Consider the following 18097-nt stretch of genomic DNA (forward strand, 5'->3'; position numbering starts at 1 on the left):
ATGCCTTGAAATAGAGTTTGAAATTCCATCCTCCGCGTGAAGATGAGTAGGAGGAAAATGGTCTGTCATTAACAATTTTTGATGCCAAATACAATGAAGGAATGAACATGATTAAAATAAGATCTGAGATAATTATAGGCAACGCAGAGTTTAATCCTTCATATGTTCCAGACATGACAGTTCTAGCTAAATCAACGCCACCTACCAGATAAGTAACCATTATTATTGCTCCTCCAAGAATGAGCATTATAAAAAACGTTATTATTATAACAATTAACGGTTTGTACCATGCATAGTTCTCAAAAGTTGTTGGAAATGTTATATAGTCTGATATTTTATTTTTCATTGACATATTTTATCACACTTATATATTTTTATATAAACTGGATGAGAAAAACTCATCCATTTATTATCTTTTTTTTACTTATCATACTATTTTACTTTAACTGTTGTTTTTATTGTGTCTTTAAGATAAGTCACTTTAACAGTGTAAGTTTTGCCTTTTTTAAGCTTTTTGATAACATTCTTCTTAAGTGACTTTTGAGCAATACCTTTGGAGTTGGTTTTAACTTTATAAGTTTTGCCGTTGAACTTGAATGTTACTGTTTTACCTTTCTGGAGCTTACCGTTGATTTTAAGCTTTGCTTTTAAGGTAAATTTCTTGGCAGTCTTTTTAACAGTAACTTTACTGGCTGTTAAGACCTGTTTTACTGTAACTTTATTGGTATAGGTTTTACCATTGTAAATAGTTGTTACAGTGTATTTTTTAGGAATATCTGTTATTTTTATTTTAGCTATTCCGTTTTTATCTGTTTTAGCAGTTGTGGTCTTGCCGTTGATGACAAATATTACAGATTCGCCACTAACAGCAACTTTACCATCACTGGATACCACTTTTACTGTAAAGTATGACCCTCCTGCATAATCCACTGCAATATTTTTAGCAACGACTTTACGATTCTGTGAATCTAATCTTACAGTAACTTTGTTTTCATAGGTTTGATTATTATAAAGAGTTGTTATTGTATAAGTGCCAGGACCATCACTTATTTCCAATCCGGCAATACCTTCATTATCTGTTGTTGCATTGACTGTCTTTCCATTAATGGCAAACCCAACAGGTGCACCAGTAACTGCATGACCATCAGAAGTTACAACTTTAACACTGAAGAAAGATTTATTGCCATAGGCAACTGAAATATTGCTGTTTTCAGTGATTTTAGAATCATCAACAACTGTAAATGCTTTTATACAACACACGAATCCTTTTTCAGCTGCATCAGTCCAAGTGCCATTATAAAGGAATTCTGAGGAATTCTTTATGAAGTGCTGTCTTGAATATGCCAAACAAGGCAAGCAGTTAGATTTGATTTTAACAGTGAATTCATCCCCTTGTTTAATTGGAACATATGAATCTAATTTAATTGTATGATATCCTGCAAATGGAGAAAGGCCATTTTGCACATGCATCAATTTGTCATTGACATAAATTTCAACTGTGTAGTTACTGCCGGCATCCTTGAAATATGTTTCCACACCTGCAATCAAATCGTCTTCAATAGCTACAAAGTTGTTGCGGTATTCATTTAAATCATAAGTAATGAATGAACCCTGAAGATCATACTGGTAATTTTTGTTGTAATCAACATCATTTATGAATATGAATGCATATGCATCATTATTTTTCATGAATGTTGAGTCATAATAAGATATATAGAAATATCCTTCATTTCCGGCATCTTCTCCCCAGCTGTTTTTAAATAACCATGCACCATCGCCCGGAGGGGTTATCAAAAAGTTTTCTTTTGAATATGTGTCATCCCAACCGACTAAAACGACACCGTGGTTTACTTTCACGGATTCATCATCACAGTATTGTGCGCTTGTTTCTTCATTGAAATACGGTTCATCCTGTGCGGCGTAATATCTCACATATAAGGCCCCATATTTTAAGACAGCTTCTTTCACATGGCCAATATCAGTTGCATTTGCACATGGCTTTATGCAGACAATATCCTGGAAATGAATGCTTGAATTCACACCGATTGCCGGTGAAATTTTTCCAAGTTCATCATAGACATCAAATACTGATGGGAATACTCCTAACCAACTCAATGCATAATTTGCACCAATATTAAAGCCTCCCCCTTCATGAACATTTGTGGATCCATATCTATTGTACCTGAATGAAACATCAGCCATGTTATTTTCAGAAATATCCATTTCAACATCTAAAAATCTTAATATTGAAGATTCCATAGCTCCAGAAATACCGAATGACCAGCATACTCCTGATGAACCTTGGTTTCTGACTGGTGTTACCCATCCCCAATCACGCAGGTCAAATTGGGAAGGGATTGATTCCACTTCTATGCTGTTGTTGAATATTGGCAATTTCAATGCAGGAGTAACTGAAATCAAATCATAAAATGTATTGTTTAAACTGATTGAATCATTGAAAGAGTATACATTGTTTTCTAAAATTTTCATATTTCCATCGAATGCTGAATATATGTCATCATAAGTTCCGTTTAGATCAGAATTATTTTCAAACAGATTGTCTTTAATGTCGTAATCAGTATCATACATGTATATTGCGCCTCCATCCTGTGCGCTGTTTTTGATAAATTCAGAATTTTTCAATGTAAAGGTGGATGCATCCGCAAATATTGCACCTCCAAAGCTTCCTCTTTTGTCTTCATATACTGCAGAATTATTGTTGAATCTTGAATTTGAAACCGTCATGTTTGTCCAGGAGACATATATTGCCCCTCCATCAAAAACTGCAAGATTGTTTGTGAAGTTACAATTATACACGTCAAGAAGACCTTCCAATTGTAAAATGGCTCCTCCGAATTGGGAATAACAGTCAACAAAATTGGAATCTGTTATTTCAACGGTCGGGGTTTCACCTGAAGTGTATGCATCGGTATAAATTGCTCCTCCATTTTTTTCGGAGCCGACATTGCTAAAATTACAATTTTTTATATATGCTCCCTCTATTTCTTTCAGTCCGATAGCACCAGCTGTGAGGTTGGCATGCAAATTGATAAATGTGGTGTTTACAATCTCCAATCTTCCGCTTCCCATAATTGCAGTAGTGTATTTAGAGGTGGTATTTGCAAATATTGAGTTGAAAACACCAGTGAATGATAGTCCTTCGGTTTTAATAAATCCCCATTTTAAATTTTTAGAACTTCTCATCAGGGAATTGTTGAAGATTAAATTAGACCTGTGTCCAAAGATTACTCCTTCTGAAGCTGTACAGTCAAGGAATTTATCATCATTACTGTTATAAGTTGACAGTACAGTTAAAATTATTCCATATTCAGCTGCACAGTTTTCAAAAGTCACATTATTTGTTGTTACTGTAGATGCTGAATTGATATATAAAACACTGCCGGAATAGGAGTTGGCGTTTTTGAAAACCAGATTATTTATGGTAATGTTGGTTCCGGAAATCTCGAATATTGCTGATAAATTATTTGCATCAATAACATGGTTGTTTCCGTCAATGACAAAATTATTTTTTACAAAACTGATTCGGGTAAAGTTATCAGTATTATTGTCGAATTTATAATCATGAGTTATTTCTAAAATATCTGTAGAACTGTTTATATCATTTTCCAATTGAGTAAATGAATTTTCACTTAAATTATCATTTCCTGTCGGATTTTGATTATGTTCGCCTATGATATTCTCTTCCATGATTTCCAAATGTTCTCCATTATCTTCACTCAAATCATCATCTGAAATTGAGTCTGATGCGCAAACTGCACCTAAAGATATAAATAGAATTAAAATTAACATTATATAAAAATGTTTTTTCATTTTACCTCCTCTTAAAAGATTTTTTTAATATTTTTCTTTAATTTTTCAATTTGGCGAATTTTATAAATTTTTGAGTAGATTTTGATATTGTTGTTATACTAAATGAATATTTTGCAAAATCTGAATTAATTTAAAACAGCAGTGTTGCTATACCGAAAATTACTGGCAGAATACCTACAAAATCCCAAATTAAATGCACCAAATAAGATATAGTGATATTCTTTGTTTTTACATAAATTAATAGAAATACAATAGAACCTATACCTATTGTCAATATTAAATCTGCAATATTGGATCCGTATGCTGATATATGTGCCCGTGAAAATATCAGCTGTGAAACAATAATTCCTACAATTATCGCACCTTTACGGCCAATATACTTATATGTAAAAATCATAGGCAGCACAATCCCTATGAATTTGAATAATTCTTCACCAACAAGTTGTATAATAGTGGATAGAATCGTAATTATTGGAGTGCCCACATATGGTTTATGTGACTGTGAAGGAATTCCAAATACTTTTGCAATTAAAGTGGCTATACCCATTACCAGGAAAACACTTATCAAACCAATGATTATAATTTTTATATCATTTTTTTTCAGGTTTTCTGAAAATCTCTGATAAGTTGCCCTCTAAAGAATACCATACTGCAATTAAAGGTATAAAACATGATAATATTGCTTTTAGAAGCACCATGTCTCCAAATTCAATGAAAGGTATGCAGAATGTTAAACAAAGTCCGAGAAATAATGCAATTATTTTTGAGTAACTAAGTTTAGGATTTCCATTGTAAAACGGAATATCATGCTCCGTATCTTCAAATCTGAAATAATCATTTTTCATTATAACTTATTCTATTCATAATCATATATATATTTAAATTTAAGGAAGTATCACAACACAATTATATGAATCCGTGTTCTGTTTAATGTATGCATATGTTCCTATTTACTATATGCACTTTAAGACTTGAATCATTAATAATCCAATAAAAATATAAATATGTTGCATATGCCTAATATTATTACGCCAACAGTAAACATGAACTGGTTAAAAAGAACCAAAAATTGCATAATCCTGATCCACTTTTATTGATTGAGGATGTTAGAAATAGATGTTGTAAAGGAGATTTCTGAACCTAAATATATTGATTACCAACAGAAATTAATTTAGAATAAATTATATCATTTATGATTAATGAATGCATATAATTTTCATGAAAACAATTAAATATGTTCAAATTAATAGTTTTTAATAATGTACAGTTTTTTAATTTGTCTTGCAGTATTAATTGCATCATATTTCATTTATGGTAAAGTTTTAGAAAAAGTCGCAGGTATTGATGAAAACATGCAAACACCAGTTCATAGGTTTGAAGATGGTGTTGATTATATGCCAATGTCTCGAATTAAAGCATTTTTAGTTCAGTTTCTAAATATTGCCGGAACAGGACCAATATTTGGAGTGATTCAAGGTGCATTATTCGGTCCTGCAGCATTTCTATGGATTACACTGGGTACCATTTTCATTGGTGCAGTGCATGATTTCTTCTCAGGGTTCTTATCTTTACGGGATGACGGTTCCACCATGCCTCACATCATATCCAAATATTTGGGCACCACTGCGCAAAAATTCATTGCAGTCGTCACTGTCATAACAGGGATTTTTGTGGGGGCTGTGTTTTCAACAGGCTCTGCGGCCCTTCTCAGTAACTTGACAAGCATTCCATTATATATTTGGACAGCAGCAATATTTGGTTACTTCATTATTGCCACATTACTGCCAGTAGATAAGATTATCGGAAAAGTGTATCCTATCATGGGAGTGTTGTTCATGATAATGGTGGTTTTAATAACCGGAGCCGTAATATTAAATCCGGGATACACCATTCCTGAATTTACAACACAGGGTTTATACTTGTCTGACAATCCGATTTTCCCATTCCTGTTCGTTACAATTGCATGTGGTGCTATTTCCGGTTTTCACGCATCACAGTCACCTATTGTTGCAAGATGCATAAAAACTGAAAATGATTCAAGACCAGTATTTTTCGGTGCAATGGTTTTGGAGGGTATAACTGCTCTTTGTTGGGCAGCAGTCGCATTAGCATTTTTCCATGGCCAACCGCAACTTGGTGCAATATATGCCGCAGCACCTGCCGTTGCAGTTAATGAAATGGCTACAAAACTACTTGACCCTATTGGTGTGATTTTAATCATTATTGGTATTGTGGTCTGTCCAATTACAACTGGAGACACTGCACTTCGAAGTTCCAGAATCACATTAGCCGATGAATTGCACATCAATCAGGATAAATTCCTTTCAAGATTGAAACTGGCTCTCCCAATATTTGTACTGTCCTATGCATTGACTTTCATTGACTTTAACCTGGTGTGGAGATATGTTGCATGGGCTCAGTTAATAATAGCTGTCAGCGTACTTCTTTCAGCCACAGTTTATCTGATGAAAAAAGGAAAATTGTATATAATAACACTACTTCCGGCTGTTCTCTGTATTTTAATTACTATAGGATATATTTTACAGGCCCCTGAAGGATTACAGTTGCCATCTATGATTGCAAATGCAATAACTATTGTTGCAACGGCTATTATTACAGTAATATTCGTGAAAAAATACAGAAATATTTAAACCCTGAATTGAAGTTCAACCATTTAAATTAGAGATACTTGTACAGCTTCAAATTCAGCGATTTTCATGAAATATTAGGGAAACTTTAAAAATTAATAAAAATAAAATTTTTAAACATAAGGAAGTGTGTCAAATGAGAAATATTGTTGTAGTCGAATGTATATCTACAGGAACAAATTATATTCAAGACATCGTTGCAAGAAATTATAATCCAATCGTTTTGGAAATGGCTGAATCCGGTGATAATGAGGAAGCATTGCTTTATAAAAAAATAGTTCATGATAGTTATGAGCGAATCAAACATGATTTTGATTTAATTCATGAAAAAGATACTTATGAAGAAACATTGGCAATGGTTAAAGAATTGGATCCAGTTTTGGTGGTTCCTGGAAATGAGAAAGGAGTCATTCTTGCAACTAAGCTGGCTAACGATTTGAATTTATTATGTAATCCTATTGAAAACCTTGATGCATTCACTCTAAAAAATGAAATGCAAAACAGATTGGCTGAAAATAATCTACGGTCAATTAGGGGACGTGTTGTCAAGTCTGTGGAAGAAGCAGTTGACTATTATGACAGCGAAGGTTTAAAGGAAGTTGTTGTAAAACCGATATACGGTGCTGCTTCCGTTGGTGTGAATATTTGCCAAAACAGACAGGAAATGATTGATTCCATTTCAAAGGTATTTAATCAAAAGGGTTACTACGGCAATGAGTCCGCAGAACTCCTTATTCAAGAACGCATAAACGGTGATGAATATGTTGTAAATACCGTTTCCTGTGGAGGCGTTCATAGAGTCACTCTCATTTGGAAATATAACAAAATCAAGACTTCAGAAGGAGGCCACATCTATGATTCTTTTGAATCAATTAATGAATTGGATCTTGGTGAAGCGAAACTTGTCGAATATGCATATGACGTTGCCGACGCTTTAGGCATTCAATATGGTCCTGTTCATGGAGAATACATGATTGATGAAAAGGGTCCTGTCCTGATTGAAGTAAATTGCAGACCATGTGGGGCAAACATGGATGCAGATTTTTTAGACAGTTTTTCAGGCCAGCACGAAACTGACAGTTCTCTTGATTCTTATTTAAATCCAAAAAAATTCGATTATGAACTTAAAAAAGGATATAAGTTATTTGGCCATGCAGCATTAAAACTGTTCATAGTCCCAAATGATTTGATTGCAGAATCCTCACCGATGAATCATATCAGTAACAAACTTAAAAGCCATTATAAAACAGCTCTTGATCCAATTAATGAAACCCAACCTTTCTTAAAAACTCAGGACCTGGAAACAAGTTGCGGAACAGTTTTCTTATCTCACAGTGACGGATACCAGGTAAAAAAAGACCTTGATTTTTTACGAAGCATTGAAAAGTATGCATTCCAGTTGGTTTTAAGTGAAGGATTAGATAAGGAAACCGAGATTGACGAAGATGAAACATTTAAGGACATCCACTATTTATTGGAGAATGCCCCTGTTTATGGAACAACCCTTTTTGTCACTGATTCAATTTTTGATGATGTTGATTTGCTTCAAGTCACTCCGGATAAGTTAGATGCATTAAATGGAGAGTTTGATTGTGTTGTGGTCAACCTGAATAAGAGCATTCTCGATAAAAAGGACGATTATATTGCAAGCTTGTTTTTAAAAATATTCAACAAGGTTAGATTAAGCGGTCTGGTTTTCATTCCAAAATCCACCTATGGATTGCTTCCAAATGGAAGAGTGGGTGCTGAAGCACTTGTCCGAGTTATGGATTTGAAAATAGAATTGCCTTTGCATAACTTGCCAAGAATGATAATTGCATCAAAAAGATAATGATTTGAATGACATATGAAAGGAATTTTAATTTATTAAACAGTAAGTTTAAGGAATTGTTCTTTCCAACATTGATGGCTTCAATTGCAGGCAATTTTGCAATTCTTGCAGATGCATTTTTCATTAGTCTGTTTATGGGGTCATCATATCTATCAGTAGTCCAAAGTATTGAACCTCTGGCGGCTTTTGTAAATGTTGTTTATTGGCTTATCGGTTTGGGAGGAAGTATCCTGTGCACATGCGCTAAAGCCGAATTCGATGATGATAAGGCAAATGAGATATTCACGATTTCAATCATTTTGGTGGTGCTGATTTCAGTGTTGATTACCGTTTCAGGTGTTCTCTTTCCCGACTTCTATATGCAGGTATTATGCAAATCCCCTCAAATAAGACCTCTTGTCAGCCAATATTTCTTTTTGTATCTTATTGGAATACCGTTTACATGCTTCATGATTTGTTTTGCATATTTCATCAAAACAGATGGTTTTATTCAACTGCAGTTTAGGGCATTTTTAATGAACAATGGTGTAAATGTCATTTTTGACATTATATTGATGAAATTCTTAAATTTTGGCATTCAGGGTGCAGCACTGGCAACTACAATTGGTGCTGTAACATCTGCAATTTATATTCTCACATATTTCCTTGATTCAAAAGGGACATTAAAATTTATCAAGTTCAAATCTTCTCAATTAATCAGCAATCTGATTGATATTTCTAAAGCAGGATTTTCAGGCGCTTCAATTCCATTATACACAACCATTAAATTAGTATTCCTAAACGCATTAATAACTTCCATTTTAGGTGAGATGGGTCTTGCAGCCTTTAATATGTGTTATAATACACTATTTTTAGTTACCATATTTATTTTCGGAACTACACAATCGATCCTACCAATTGTGGCTCTTTATTTCAAAGAGGAAGACTACAATGGTGTTGAATATGTTGTTAAAAGATCATTGAAGATCGTTACAATTTTCGGAATATTCTTCACCGTGTTGTTTGCAGTATTTCCTCAGGCGATATTATTCTTATTTAATGTAAAAAATGCTTCTGACATTCCTTTGGTTTTGAATGCCGTTAGGATTTATTCTTTAAGTATTTTAGGTTATGCACTTAATTTCCTATACATTTTTTACACTCAATCAGTACAGTATAATAGGTTATCAAATGCAATAACTGTTCTTGAAGGGCTGATTCTTCCTATACTATTAGCAAATATCCTGGTCTATTTTTTAGGTGCAAATGGATTTTGGATTTCATTTTGCGTAAGCGAAGTTGTGACACTGCTATTCATATATTTATACTCAAGATATGCCAATAGAAAGTATAATGATGAATATGAAGGTTTCTTTTTGATAAAACAAAATGATAATGGAAAAATATTCGAGTACACAATTAATGGGAATATTAATGATGCAGTTAATCTATCTGCTGAAATTCAGGAGTTCTTGTCTGAAAACAAGTCTGCAACATTGGTTAGTATGGCTATTGAAGAAATGCTAACCAATATCATTAACATTAATGAAAATGTCGATACGATTGATATTATTGTTAGAGATAGCGATGAATACATATTGATTTCCATTAAAGACTCAGGCATTGACTTCAACCCTATAGTTGAGAATGATAATCTTGAATTTGACAATATCTCTGTTTTAAACAAAATAGCTTATAAAGTGGATTATTCAAGGATATTGGGTTTAAACAGTACTGTAATTACTATTAAAAATAATTAAAGTGCGACATTTTTAAAGCTGTTTGCTTTTACACATTGATGTATCGATTCATTGTGAATAGAATGTTACAGTTTTAATTTAAAAATTATATTTGAGACAATGAAAATATTTAATTAATATAACTTCTAGAAAAGTAGTGTAGAGAGAAAAGTGATACAACTATCTCATAAGTATTCATATAACAATCTAGTTTTAATATAATCAGTAATTCCCATAGTAAACATTTCATATTTTTTATTATATAAAATAAAAACTAACTGAAATAGCACAACATTATCCACAAATTTAATTAACCAACCACATCTAAACTATAGTATAGAAAGGTTAAGAGAAGAATAATTAATTGAAATTTAAAGTGATATAAATGATGGCACCATCGGAAATATCAATTACTTATAATTTGTTCTTGTTTACAGTTTATTAAATCAAAAATTAAAGAAATAATACTTTTAATCAATAGAGTTTTCAATAGTCTAAATTATCCATATCTCATCCTATGTGATTCCAAATCAATAATATGGAAAATTAGATTTGAAATATATCTTGCAAAACTTTAAATATGGATAAAATAAACAGCCCCATATTTATACCCGCTTTTTGAAAAAATCCATGATTGCAGTGCTTTTTCACATTATTAATTTTCCTAATTTAAGTGCAGCTTTTGGGGATATTTCAATTATTTTTTTAAGTACTTTATTAGCAGAAATCTCATCAAAGCTTTCTTCCTGAAGTGCATGACAAAGCTCATTAAATTCTTCATCAGACAGGGAATATATATAATCCTGCACTTCTTTATATCCTTCATAGTCAAGTTCTTCACGAACCATTTTATCATATAATTTTAAGAATTTTTTAGAGCAATCCTCTTTAATAGCCTGAGCCGCTACCTGACCGGCATACATTCCACCAATCATGCCCGGAATAATTCCTTCACCGGTTAATGGGTTTACCTGACCTGCCGCCGCTCCGACAACCATAATATTGTCGTCATAAAGTTTTTTGGTCATTCCTCCAGCCGGATCTCCCCCCACATTTAATTCGACAGCTTGAGCATTTTTTAAGTATGGAGACTTGGCGATGAAATCATCCAGGTATTCTTTAGCTGTTTTTTCTGCTTTGTGAGGAAGAATCCCCAAACCGACATTTGCAATGTCATCTCCTTTAGGGAAAATCCATGCGAATCCTCCAGGAGCACATGATCCGAAATGAAATTCACTGATACCTGGTTTTTCGAATTCAACATTACACATTTCGTATTGTACACAGGATCCCATTTCTTTTGCTTTTGCAGCCGGTAAAAGACCTGCCCATCTTGCGACATGTCCTTCAGGACCGTCAGCTGCAATCAGTATTTTACATTTGAAATCCTGTTTTTTACCCATGGATTCTGTTTCAACAATAAAACCGTTTTCAATTTTTTCGATACCGGTTACTAAAGTTTTAATTCTGATTTCGGCACCTGCTCTTGCAGCATCCATAGCCATATGTTTATCAAATACTTTTCTTTCAAGGACACAATCTGCTTCAGAAAGATTTACTTCATCTTTTGTTAACCATATGTCTGTTCCGTCAGGTGTTAGAATTCTTATACCATCAATTCTTTTGGCAATCCAACGAGGAGAAAGTTCGATTCCCAATTTTTCAAGACCTGCAACCGGTACCTCTTCAGCACATCTTTTTGGTGAACCTATTTCAGATTTTTTATCCATTAAAATAACTTTTGCGCCACCTAATGCAGCGTGTTTTGCAGCGCTTGAACCTGCAGGTCCGGAACCAACAACTATTACATCAGTTTCAATCATATAATCATTCCTCCTTTCCAAAGCATCAATTGGACATGCATTAATGCATGTATCAAAATCTTTACAGTCGTCATCGTTAAAGACTAATGAATATTCCCTAACTTGAATCAAATTTCTTGGACATAGTCTACATATTATTTTTTTCTTCTTTTATTTAATTAACTTATGTTTAAGATAAATTTTTTATGAGGGCATTTACGATGATAACCCAACAGATTTAACATTAACATTTGCAATTTTAAAAGCTGTTTTTCCTTAATAATTTTGTCCTATTTATCTAATTTGAAATGTGCCAAAAAATATTAATACCCTGGAAAAATATAAAAATCTAATATGAAAATTTGGAACCCTGTAGCATTCTTTATAAGTTTAATAATGAGTCTAGTAATGGCTTTAATCTTTGCTGTGCCTACTGGAATGCCTCTTTGGTTATGTGTAGCATTATGGCCAATCAGATGGCCAGTAGCATATTTTTTTGCTAACTTTATTTGCAATCCGTTAGGGTTTAAACTGGCCGTTAAAGTATTTAACTTCCAACCAGGACAAAAAACAGGAATTTGGAATCCAGTGCCCTTTTTTATTAGTTTGCAAATGAGTTTTATCATACCCCTAATTTTTGGTGTGACTACAAATTTACCATTTGACGAATTTTTATTAATGTGGCCAATTCGTTGGTTTGTAGCTTATTGTTTAATTAATTTCATTGTAAGACCTCTGGCTTTCAAGTTAGCGTTTAAAGTATTTGGTTTTAGTCCGGAAAATGCTTAATACTAATAAATTGAATTTTTATTTGCGAATGAAATAATCCTACCATTACCATGTTATAATCTATCCAATTCGCCCAGGCCGATCCGATGCCAACCAAAGGGATGTATCTGTGTGAGACCTGGGCGAATAGAATTGGCGAGCATATACTATATAGAGGAACCGACCCTCGCCGATCGGTTCCGTAAGGTAAACATGTAAAAAAGTTAATACCTACTGAAATATCACAACCTTATCCACAAATTTAATTAACCTGCCAAATCTAAACTATAATATAGAAAGGTTAAGAGAGAAATAATTAATTGAAATTTAAAGTGATATAAATGATGATTCCAACAATACCTACTCCTGAAGAAATCCTTGATAAGGGATTCAGCAGAGGTAAAAAACAAGCGGACTTGATGAGGTCTCAAAAGATACCTAAACACCTGAAAGGAAAAAGAATTGAAGAGAGAAGAGTAGTTACTTCATGTCAGGTCATTAAAGATAAATTAAAATCAATTATTGATGCAGTTCCGGAAATTGAAAGCTTACACCCATTTTATCAGGACTACATTGACATTACTGTCGGTGTGGATGATATGAAACAAGCATTGGGAGCACTTAACTGGGCTTATGGAATTATAACCCAACTTGAAAAGGAATACGGCTCAAAAATCAGAAAAAATCCATCTGAAAAAGCAACTGCAATTCAAAAACAGGCATACGGCAGAATTTCATCAGTTGTAAACAAAATCAAAAAGGATTTGGACTTTTTGGACTTTGCAAAGCAAAACTTAAGAAACATGCCGACAATCGATTTTGATGCGACAACAATAGTAATTGCAGGTTTTCCGAATGTGGGCAAATCAACTCTTTTAAGACAGCTCAGCAGTGCCGATCCGCAGGTTGCAAACTATCCGTTTACAACAAAAGGTATCCAAATCGGACACACTGAAATTCATTGGAGAAGCATACAAATTATTGACACTCCCGGATTGCTTGACAGACCTGTTTTGGAGATGAATGATATTGAAATGAACGCTATTGTAGCTCTGGAGCATCTTGCAGATGCTATACTGTTTATTTTTGATGCGTCTGAGACATGCGGATTCCATCTGGACAATCAGTATAACCTGTTAAAGCAGATTGAAAAGATATTTTCCGAAATTCCGGTTTATTACTTATTTAACAAAATGGATCTTGTTGAAGACAAAGAGCACCTTAACGAATATATTGATGATATGGACAAGTCAATTTTCATATCTGCTATTGAAGGTGAAGGTGTTGAGGAAATAAATAAGGTCATACGTTCCATTAAGAAAATAGACCGTACAATTGAAGAAGATGACGATGAGTATTATTAATACTCATTTTTAAATTTTTAGACATAATTCCAACCAGCCACCATTAAAATGACATATTTTGAAAAAATCCCATATATGTAAAGACAATACCTCAAAAAGTTTTTTAAACAAGAAAAATAAACAATAAACATAAAAAAAATTTTTAACTAGGAGATAATTTAATATGAAAATTACAGTTGCCGGTGTAGGATATGTAGGGCTTTCACTTGCTGTTCTACTAGCTCAAAAACATGAAGTTACAGCTATTACAACAACAGAGTCAAAAGCAGAAAAGTTAAATCAGTTTATCAGTCCTATCCAAGATGATGAGATAGAAAGATTTTTTAAAGAGACTCGTGACGGACAAAGAGAACTGAATCTTCACACAACTACCGACAAGGAAGCAGCATATAAAAGTGCTGAGCTTGTCATTATAGCTACACCAACTAATTACGATGACGTTAATCATTTCTTTGACACATCAGCTGTTGAAGATGCTATAGAATGGACTCTTAAGGTCAATCCGGATGTCCTTATGGTTATAAAATCAACAATACCTGTAGGATATACAGAATCTGTCCGTGAAAAGTACGGAGTTAAAAACATAATATTCAGTCCTGAGTTCCTGCGTGAGTCAAAAGCACTTTATGACAATCTCCATCCAAGCCGTATAGTTGTCGGATGTGACGATGAGCAGAAAGAAGAAGGAGAAATGTTTGCAGAACTTCTTTTGGAAGGTGCAAGAGAAGAGGAAAAAAGAGCAGGTTTGCCTGAACAGGACATTCCAATCCTATTGGCCCACCTAACCGAAGCCGAAGCAATCAAGCTGTTTGCTAACACATATCTTGCTGTAAGGGTGAGCTACTTTAATGAACTTGACACTTATGCCCAGACCAAAGGGCTTGATACACAGATGATTATAGACGGAGTATGTATGGACCCACGTATCGGAGGACACTACAACAATCCTTCATTCGGATACGGAGGATACTGCCTGCCTAAAGATACAAAACAGCTTCTGGCAAACTATAAGGATGTTCCACAGACCATGATAAAGGCTGTTGTTAACTCCAACGTTGTTCGTAAGGAATTTATTGCTGACCAGATTATTTCCAGAAATCCGAAAACCGTTGGCGTTTATAGACTTACAATGAAGAGTAACAGTGACAATTTCCGTGCGTCCGCTATACAGGGCGTTATGAAACGTATAAAAGCAGAGGGAATTCCAATAATTATCTATGAACCAACACTGGAGAATGGAAGCGAATTTTTCAAATCAGAAGTTGTAAATGATATTGACCGCTTTAAAAGCGAAAGTGATGTCATTCTTGCAAACAGATTTGATTCCGATATTCTCGGTGACGTTGTAGATAAGGTCTACACAAGAGATCTCTTCAGAAGAGATTAAAACTACGTAAAAAACCGAAAAACTACCATACACCATTTACTATTTCTTTTTTTTTCAAACTTGATTGCTGCAAAATTAATTTATACCATATTTTCCAAAGATATCTTTAAGCATTAACGTTGAGGCATCGTGATGGATATAAAAAACAATCTGATTTTAACATTATATACCGTAATAATAGGAGCCATAGCAGGTCTGATTATTTGGTGCTTTATAAGAGGCATGAACCTTGGAATTGATTTTCTGTGGAGCTATCTGCCGGGACTGATTAATTTCAAATATTATACAATTGTTGTATGTTTAATTGGCGGTATTTCAATCGGGTTGTGGAAAAGCAAATACGGAGACAGCCCCCAGGAGTTAGAAGAAGTTATAAAAACTGTAAAAAAGAATAACAGATACTCATACAATAATCTGTTCCCGTCTATCGTCTCCTCAATATTTCCGCTTATACTCGGCGCCAGTATAGGGCCTGAAGCCGGACTGACAGGCATCATTGCCGGGCTGTGCACATGGGCGGGCGACAAGTTAAAGATATTTAATAATGAGCTTGAAGAGCTGGCGCAAATCGGTATTACAGCAACTTTAGGAACAATATTTGCATCACCTCTATTCGGTTTTGTCGAGCCAATAGAAAATGAAGAAAGCACATTGCCTAAAACATCAAAGAACATATTGTATTTTGTTGCAATATTGAGTTCATTTGGAATATTTATCTTCTTAAACCGTATAACGCATAACCATGCCGGTCTGCATTCAATCGGAACTGCCACACTTGCCAATCTGAATTATCCAGGCATAATATTGTTAATAATTTTGGGAGTGGCTCTTTCATATGTCTTTTTCATCAGCCAAAAGTTATCCAAAGCAATGTTCAAGAGTCTGGAAAACAATTATATCCTAAAGGGAGCCATTGGCGGGTTAATGCTTGGTATAATAGGAACACTTCTGCCTCTTACAATGTTTTCGGGAGAAAAGCAGATATATCTTCTGCTGGATAATGGCATGCAGATAGGATTAATAATTCTGATTTTAACAAGCTTAATAAAAATAGTTCTCACCAATGTCTGCATTGAAAGCGGACTTAAGGGAGGGCAGTTCTTCCCTCTGATATTTTCCGGAACCGCAATGGGCTATGCCATGAGCGTTCTTTTAAATATGGATCCGATAATTTCAATGACAATCGTCACAACGTCATTTATGGCTAGCATCCTAAGAAAACCGATTGCAGTAGTGTTGCTTTTAATGATAATATTTCCAATGAATCTGATTCCTCTGATGTTAATATCTGCCGTAGCAGCATGTTTGGTTAAAATACCACAATTTCTGGAAGCCACACCAGATGCTGAGTAAAATTTATAAGAAAATAGAAAAATAATAATTAATAGGTGATATTATGGGATTATTTGACAGATTTAAAAAATCAAAAAATGATGAAACTAATGGAAACGGCACTGAAAGAGTAATCATAGCCGGCAGTCCGCAACAGATAAAGGAAGAGCTTAAAGTGGATTCCTCCAATGTTGATGTTGAGTCTGTTTGCAGATACTATGACAATGGAAAGTGTAATGTTGAAACACCAAGCTATCCGTGTTCATTTAAAAATCCTCAAAACTGTGAAAACTGTCCAGTTTGGAGATACAATGCACTTGGTGATGTATCAGCACTATTTTAAGTGAAAATAGTTTTGATGATGTTACTGTTTTCACATTAACATATGAAATTAATGATTAGAATTTCGTCACAGTTTCGTCAATACATTGATAATAATTATCAATAACTTCTTTTTTTCTTTTAATTTAATGATATGGAATTAACATTAACTGCAAGGGTTTCACACATCGAATCTAATTTTAAATAGGGATATATATGAAAGAGTTGAAAAGTAAGCTTTTCAATTAATAATACTATCATTAATGAAAAAATTAGAGTAATATGAAATAACAGAATAACCCTTAAAAAATAAATTATTGAACCCCACCAACCATCATAAGCTGGTAAAAGTTCAAAAACGGTCAAATAAACAATATCTTAAAGTAATTCACAAAAGAATTATTTAATATTATCCACTTTAGAAATCATTATTTCAGCTTCGGATTTAAACCAATCAAACAAAGCAGGATTTTCTGGCTTATAATTATTTATTCCATCCCGATAGAAACTTAACATCCGGTCATAGAACTCCGGTTTTCTGGTGAGAATGAAATTATATGCATACATAATGCTTGAGCAGAGAAAATAATTGGCATCCACCTTTGCAGGTTCAACTGTCATTTGTTGTTCGCCCCATTGAAGCTGACACTCAAGCATGTCCTTCAGTGCACCATTTTCACAGGCTTTTTTAAACTGCATGTCATAATCCATATTATTGCCCCTTAATTAGTTATCTAAACATGCGTATGCAATCTTCACACACTGCTGAACCCTCAGTAGGATCGTTCATTTCCATCATGCGCAATCTTGCTTCATAATCCGGACCTAATAACATTGTATGGTCCCTATACCATAATCTGTATTCTTTTGAGCTATAAAAAACAGAATTTGGAACAAAAAATGATTTGTCGATGTTTAGAGGTTTATTGCACACATCACAAACTGGAGAACTAGTTTGAAGAAGATGTTGTTTTTCTCTTAATGGAAGTATGCCTTTGTCGTTTGTTTGCTTTTTTACGTTGCTGGTTGTTTCTTTTTTTCCAAATAATTTATCTAAAAATCCCATACTTTAACCCCTTAAAGTTTTATTGGACT

At 33.9% G+C, this 18097-nt stretch carries 15 protein-coding genes and 1 pseudogene; 8 read left to right on the forward strand and 8 right to left on the reverse strand.

Annotated features, from left to right (window positions below; all coding sequences use genetic code 11):
- The 4 genes from IJL02_RS05315 to IJL02_RS05330 form a co-directional block, all read right to left on the reverse strand.
- On the reverse strand, nucleotides 1-220 hold a 220-nt coding region (locus IJL02_RS05315), incomplete at its 3' end, for a hypothetical protein (protein ID WP_292812208.1).
- Between the two features lie 212 nt (nucleotides 221-432).
- Nucleotides 433-3831 carry a C1 family peptidase gene (locus IJL02_RS05320; protein ID WP_292812215.1) on the reverse strand — a complete coding sequence of 1133 codons (3399 nt, stop codon included), beginning with the start codon at nucleotides 3829-3831 and terminating at the stop codon, nucleotides 433-435.
- A gap of 130 nt (nucleotides 3832-3961) precedes the next feature.
- Nucleotides 3962-4399 carry a type II CAAX prenyl endopeptidase Rce1 family protein gene (locus IJL02_RS05325; protein ID WP_292812224.1) on the reverse strand — a complete coding sequence of 146 codons (438 nt, stop codon included), beginning with the start codon at nucleotides 4397-4399 and terminating at the stop codon, nucleotides 3962-3964.
- Nucleotides 4400-4421: 22 nt separating this feature from the next.
- The gene (locus IJL02_RS05330; protein WP_292812236.1) at nucleotides 4422-4676 is read right to left on the reverse strand and encodes a hypothetical protein; all 255 of its coding nucleotides are present in this window, start codon (nucleotides 4674-4676) and stop codon (nucleotides 4422-4424) included.
- 414 nt (nucleotides 4677-5090) lie between these two features.
- Between IJL02_RS05330 and IJL02_RS05335 the strand changes: the two genes are divergently transcribed.
- The 3 genes from IJL02_RS05335 (at nucleotide 5091) to IJL02_RS05345 (ending at nucleotide 10049) form a co-directional block, all read left to right on the forward strand.
- Nucleotides 5091-6482, forward strand: a complete 1392-nt coding sequence (locus tag IJL02_RS05335; RefSeq protein WP_292812242.1) for a carbon starvation protein A — start codon at nucleotides 5091-5093, stop codon at nucleotides 6480-6482.
- A gap of 133 nt (nucleotides 6483-6615) precedes the next feature.
- The gene (locus IJL02_RS05340) at nucleotides 6616-8310 is read left to right on the forward strand and encodes an ATP-grasp domain-containing protein (RefSeq protein WP_292812248.1); all 1695 of its coding nucleotides are present in this window, start codon (nucleotides 6616-6618) and stop codon (nucleotides 8308-8310) included.
- A gap of 8 nt (nucleotides 8311-8318) precedes the next feature.
- A complete protein-coding gene (locus tag IJL02_RS05345) occupies nucleotides 8319-10049 on the forward strand; it encodes an MATE family efflux transporter (RefSeq protein ID WP_292812255.1) in 1731 nt (576 codons plus the stop codon).
- Nucleotides 10050-10675: 626 nt separating this feature from the next.
- On the opposite strand, the gene IJL02_RS05350 is transcribed toward IJL02_RS05345, so the two are convergent.
- Nucleotides 10676-11851, reverse strand: a complete 1176-nt coding sequence (locus IJL02_RS05350) for an NAD(P)/FAD-dependent oxidoreductase (RefSeq protein ID WP_292812847.1) — start codon at nucleotides 11849-11851, stop codon at nucleotides 10676-10678.
- A gap of 6 nt (nucleotides 11852-11857) precedes the next feature.
- Nucleotides 11858-11989: pseudogene (locus tag IJL02_RS05355) on the reverse strand (ferredoxin); the annotation flags it as partial.
- Between the two features lie 195 nt (nucleotides 11990-12184).
- Between IJL02_RS05355 and IJL02_RS05360 the strand changes: the two are divergent.
- From IJL02_RS05360 to IJL02_RS05380, 5 genes are all read left to right on the forward strand, one after another.
- Nucleotides 12185-12619, forward strand: a complete 435-nt coding sequence (locus IJL02_RS05360) for a hypothetical protein (RefSeq protein ID WP_292812259.1) — start codon at nucleotides 12185-12187, stop codon at nucleotides 12617-12619.
- Between the two features lie 320 nt (nucleotides 12620-12939).
- Nucleotides 12940-13962: an NOG1 family protein gene (locus IJL02_RS05365; RefSeq protein WP_292812265.1), complete on the forward strand. Its 1023-nt coding sequence runs from the start codon at nucleotides 12940-12942 to the stop codon at nucleotides 13960-13962.
- A gap of 163 nt (nucleotides 13963-14125) precedes the next feature.
- Entirely contained in the window at nucleotides 14126-15349 is a 1224-nt protein-coding gene (locus IJL02_RS05370; protein ID WP_292812277.1) for a nucleotide sugar dehydrogenase, read from the forward strand.
- Between the two features lie 132 nt (nucleotides 15350-15481).
- The gene (locus IJL02_RS05375; RefSeq protein ID WP_292812853.1) at nucleotides 15482-16702 is read left to right on the forward strand and encodes a chloride channel protein; all 1221 of its coding nucleotides are present in this window, start codon (nucleotides 15482-15484) and stop codon (nucleotides 16700-16702) included.
- Between the two features lie 43 nt (nucleotides 16703-16745).
- A complete protein-coding gene (locus tag IJL02_RS05380; protein ID WP_292812283.1) occupies nucleotides 16746-17024 on the forward strand; it encodes a hypothetical protein in 279 nt (92 codons plus the stop codon).
- Between the two features lie 377 nt (nucleotides 17025-17401).
- Here the strand turns inward: IJL02_RS05380 and IJL02_RS05385 are convergent, their stop codons facing one another.
- On the reverse strand, nucleotides 17402-17713 hold the full coding sequence (locus IJL02_RS05385) for a hypothetical protein (RefSeq protein WP_292812287.1): 312 nt from the start codon (nucleotides 17711-17713) through the stop codon (nucleotides 17402-17404).
- 19 nt (nucleotides 17714-17732) lie between these two features.
- The gene (locus tag IJL02_RS05390; RefSeq protein WP_292812290.1) at nucleotides 17733-18068 is read right to left on the reverse strand and encodes a hypothetical protein; all 336 of its coding nucleotides are present in this window, start codon (nucleotides 18066-18068) and stop codon (nucleotides 17733-17735) included.
- Nucleotides 18069-18097 lie beyond the last annotated feature (29 nt).

The organism is Methanobrevibacter sp., from assembly GCF_017427765.1.
In the GTDB taxonomy this organism is placed as follows: Archaea; Methanobacteriota; Methanobacteria; order Methanobacteriales; family Methanobacteriaceae; genus Methanocatella.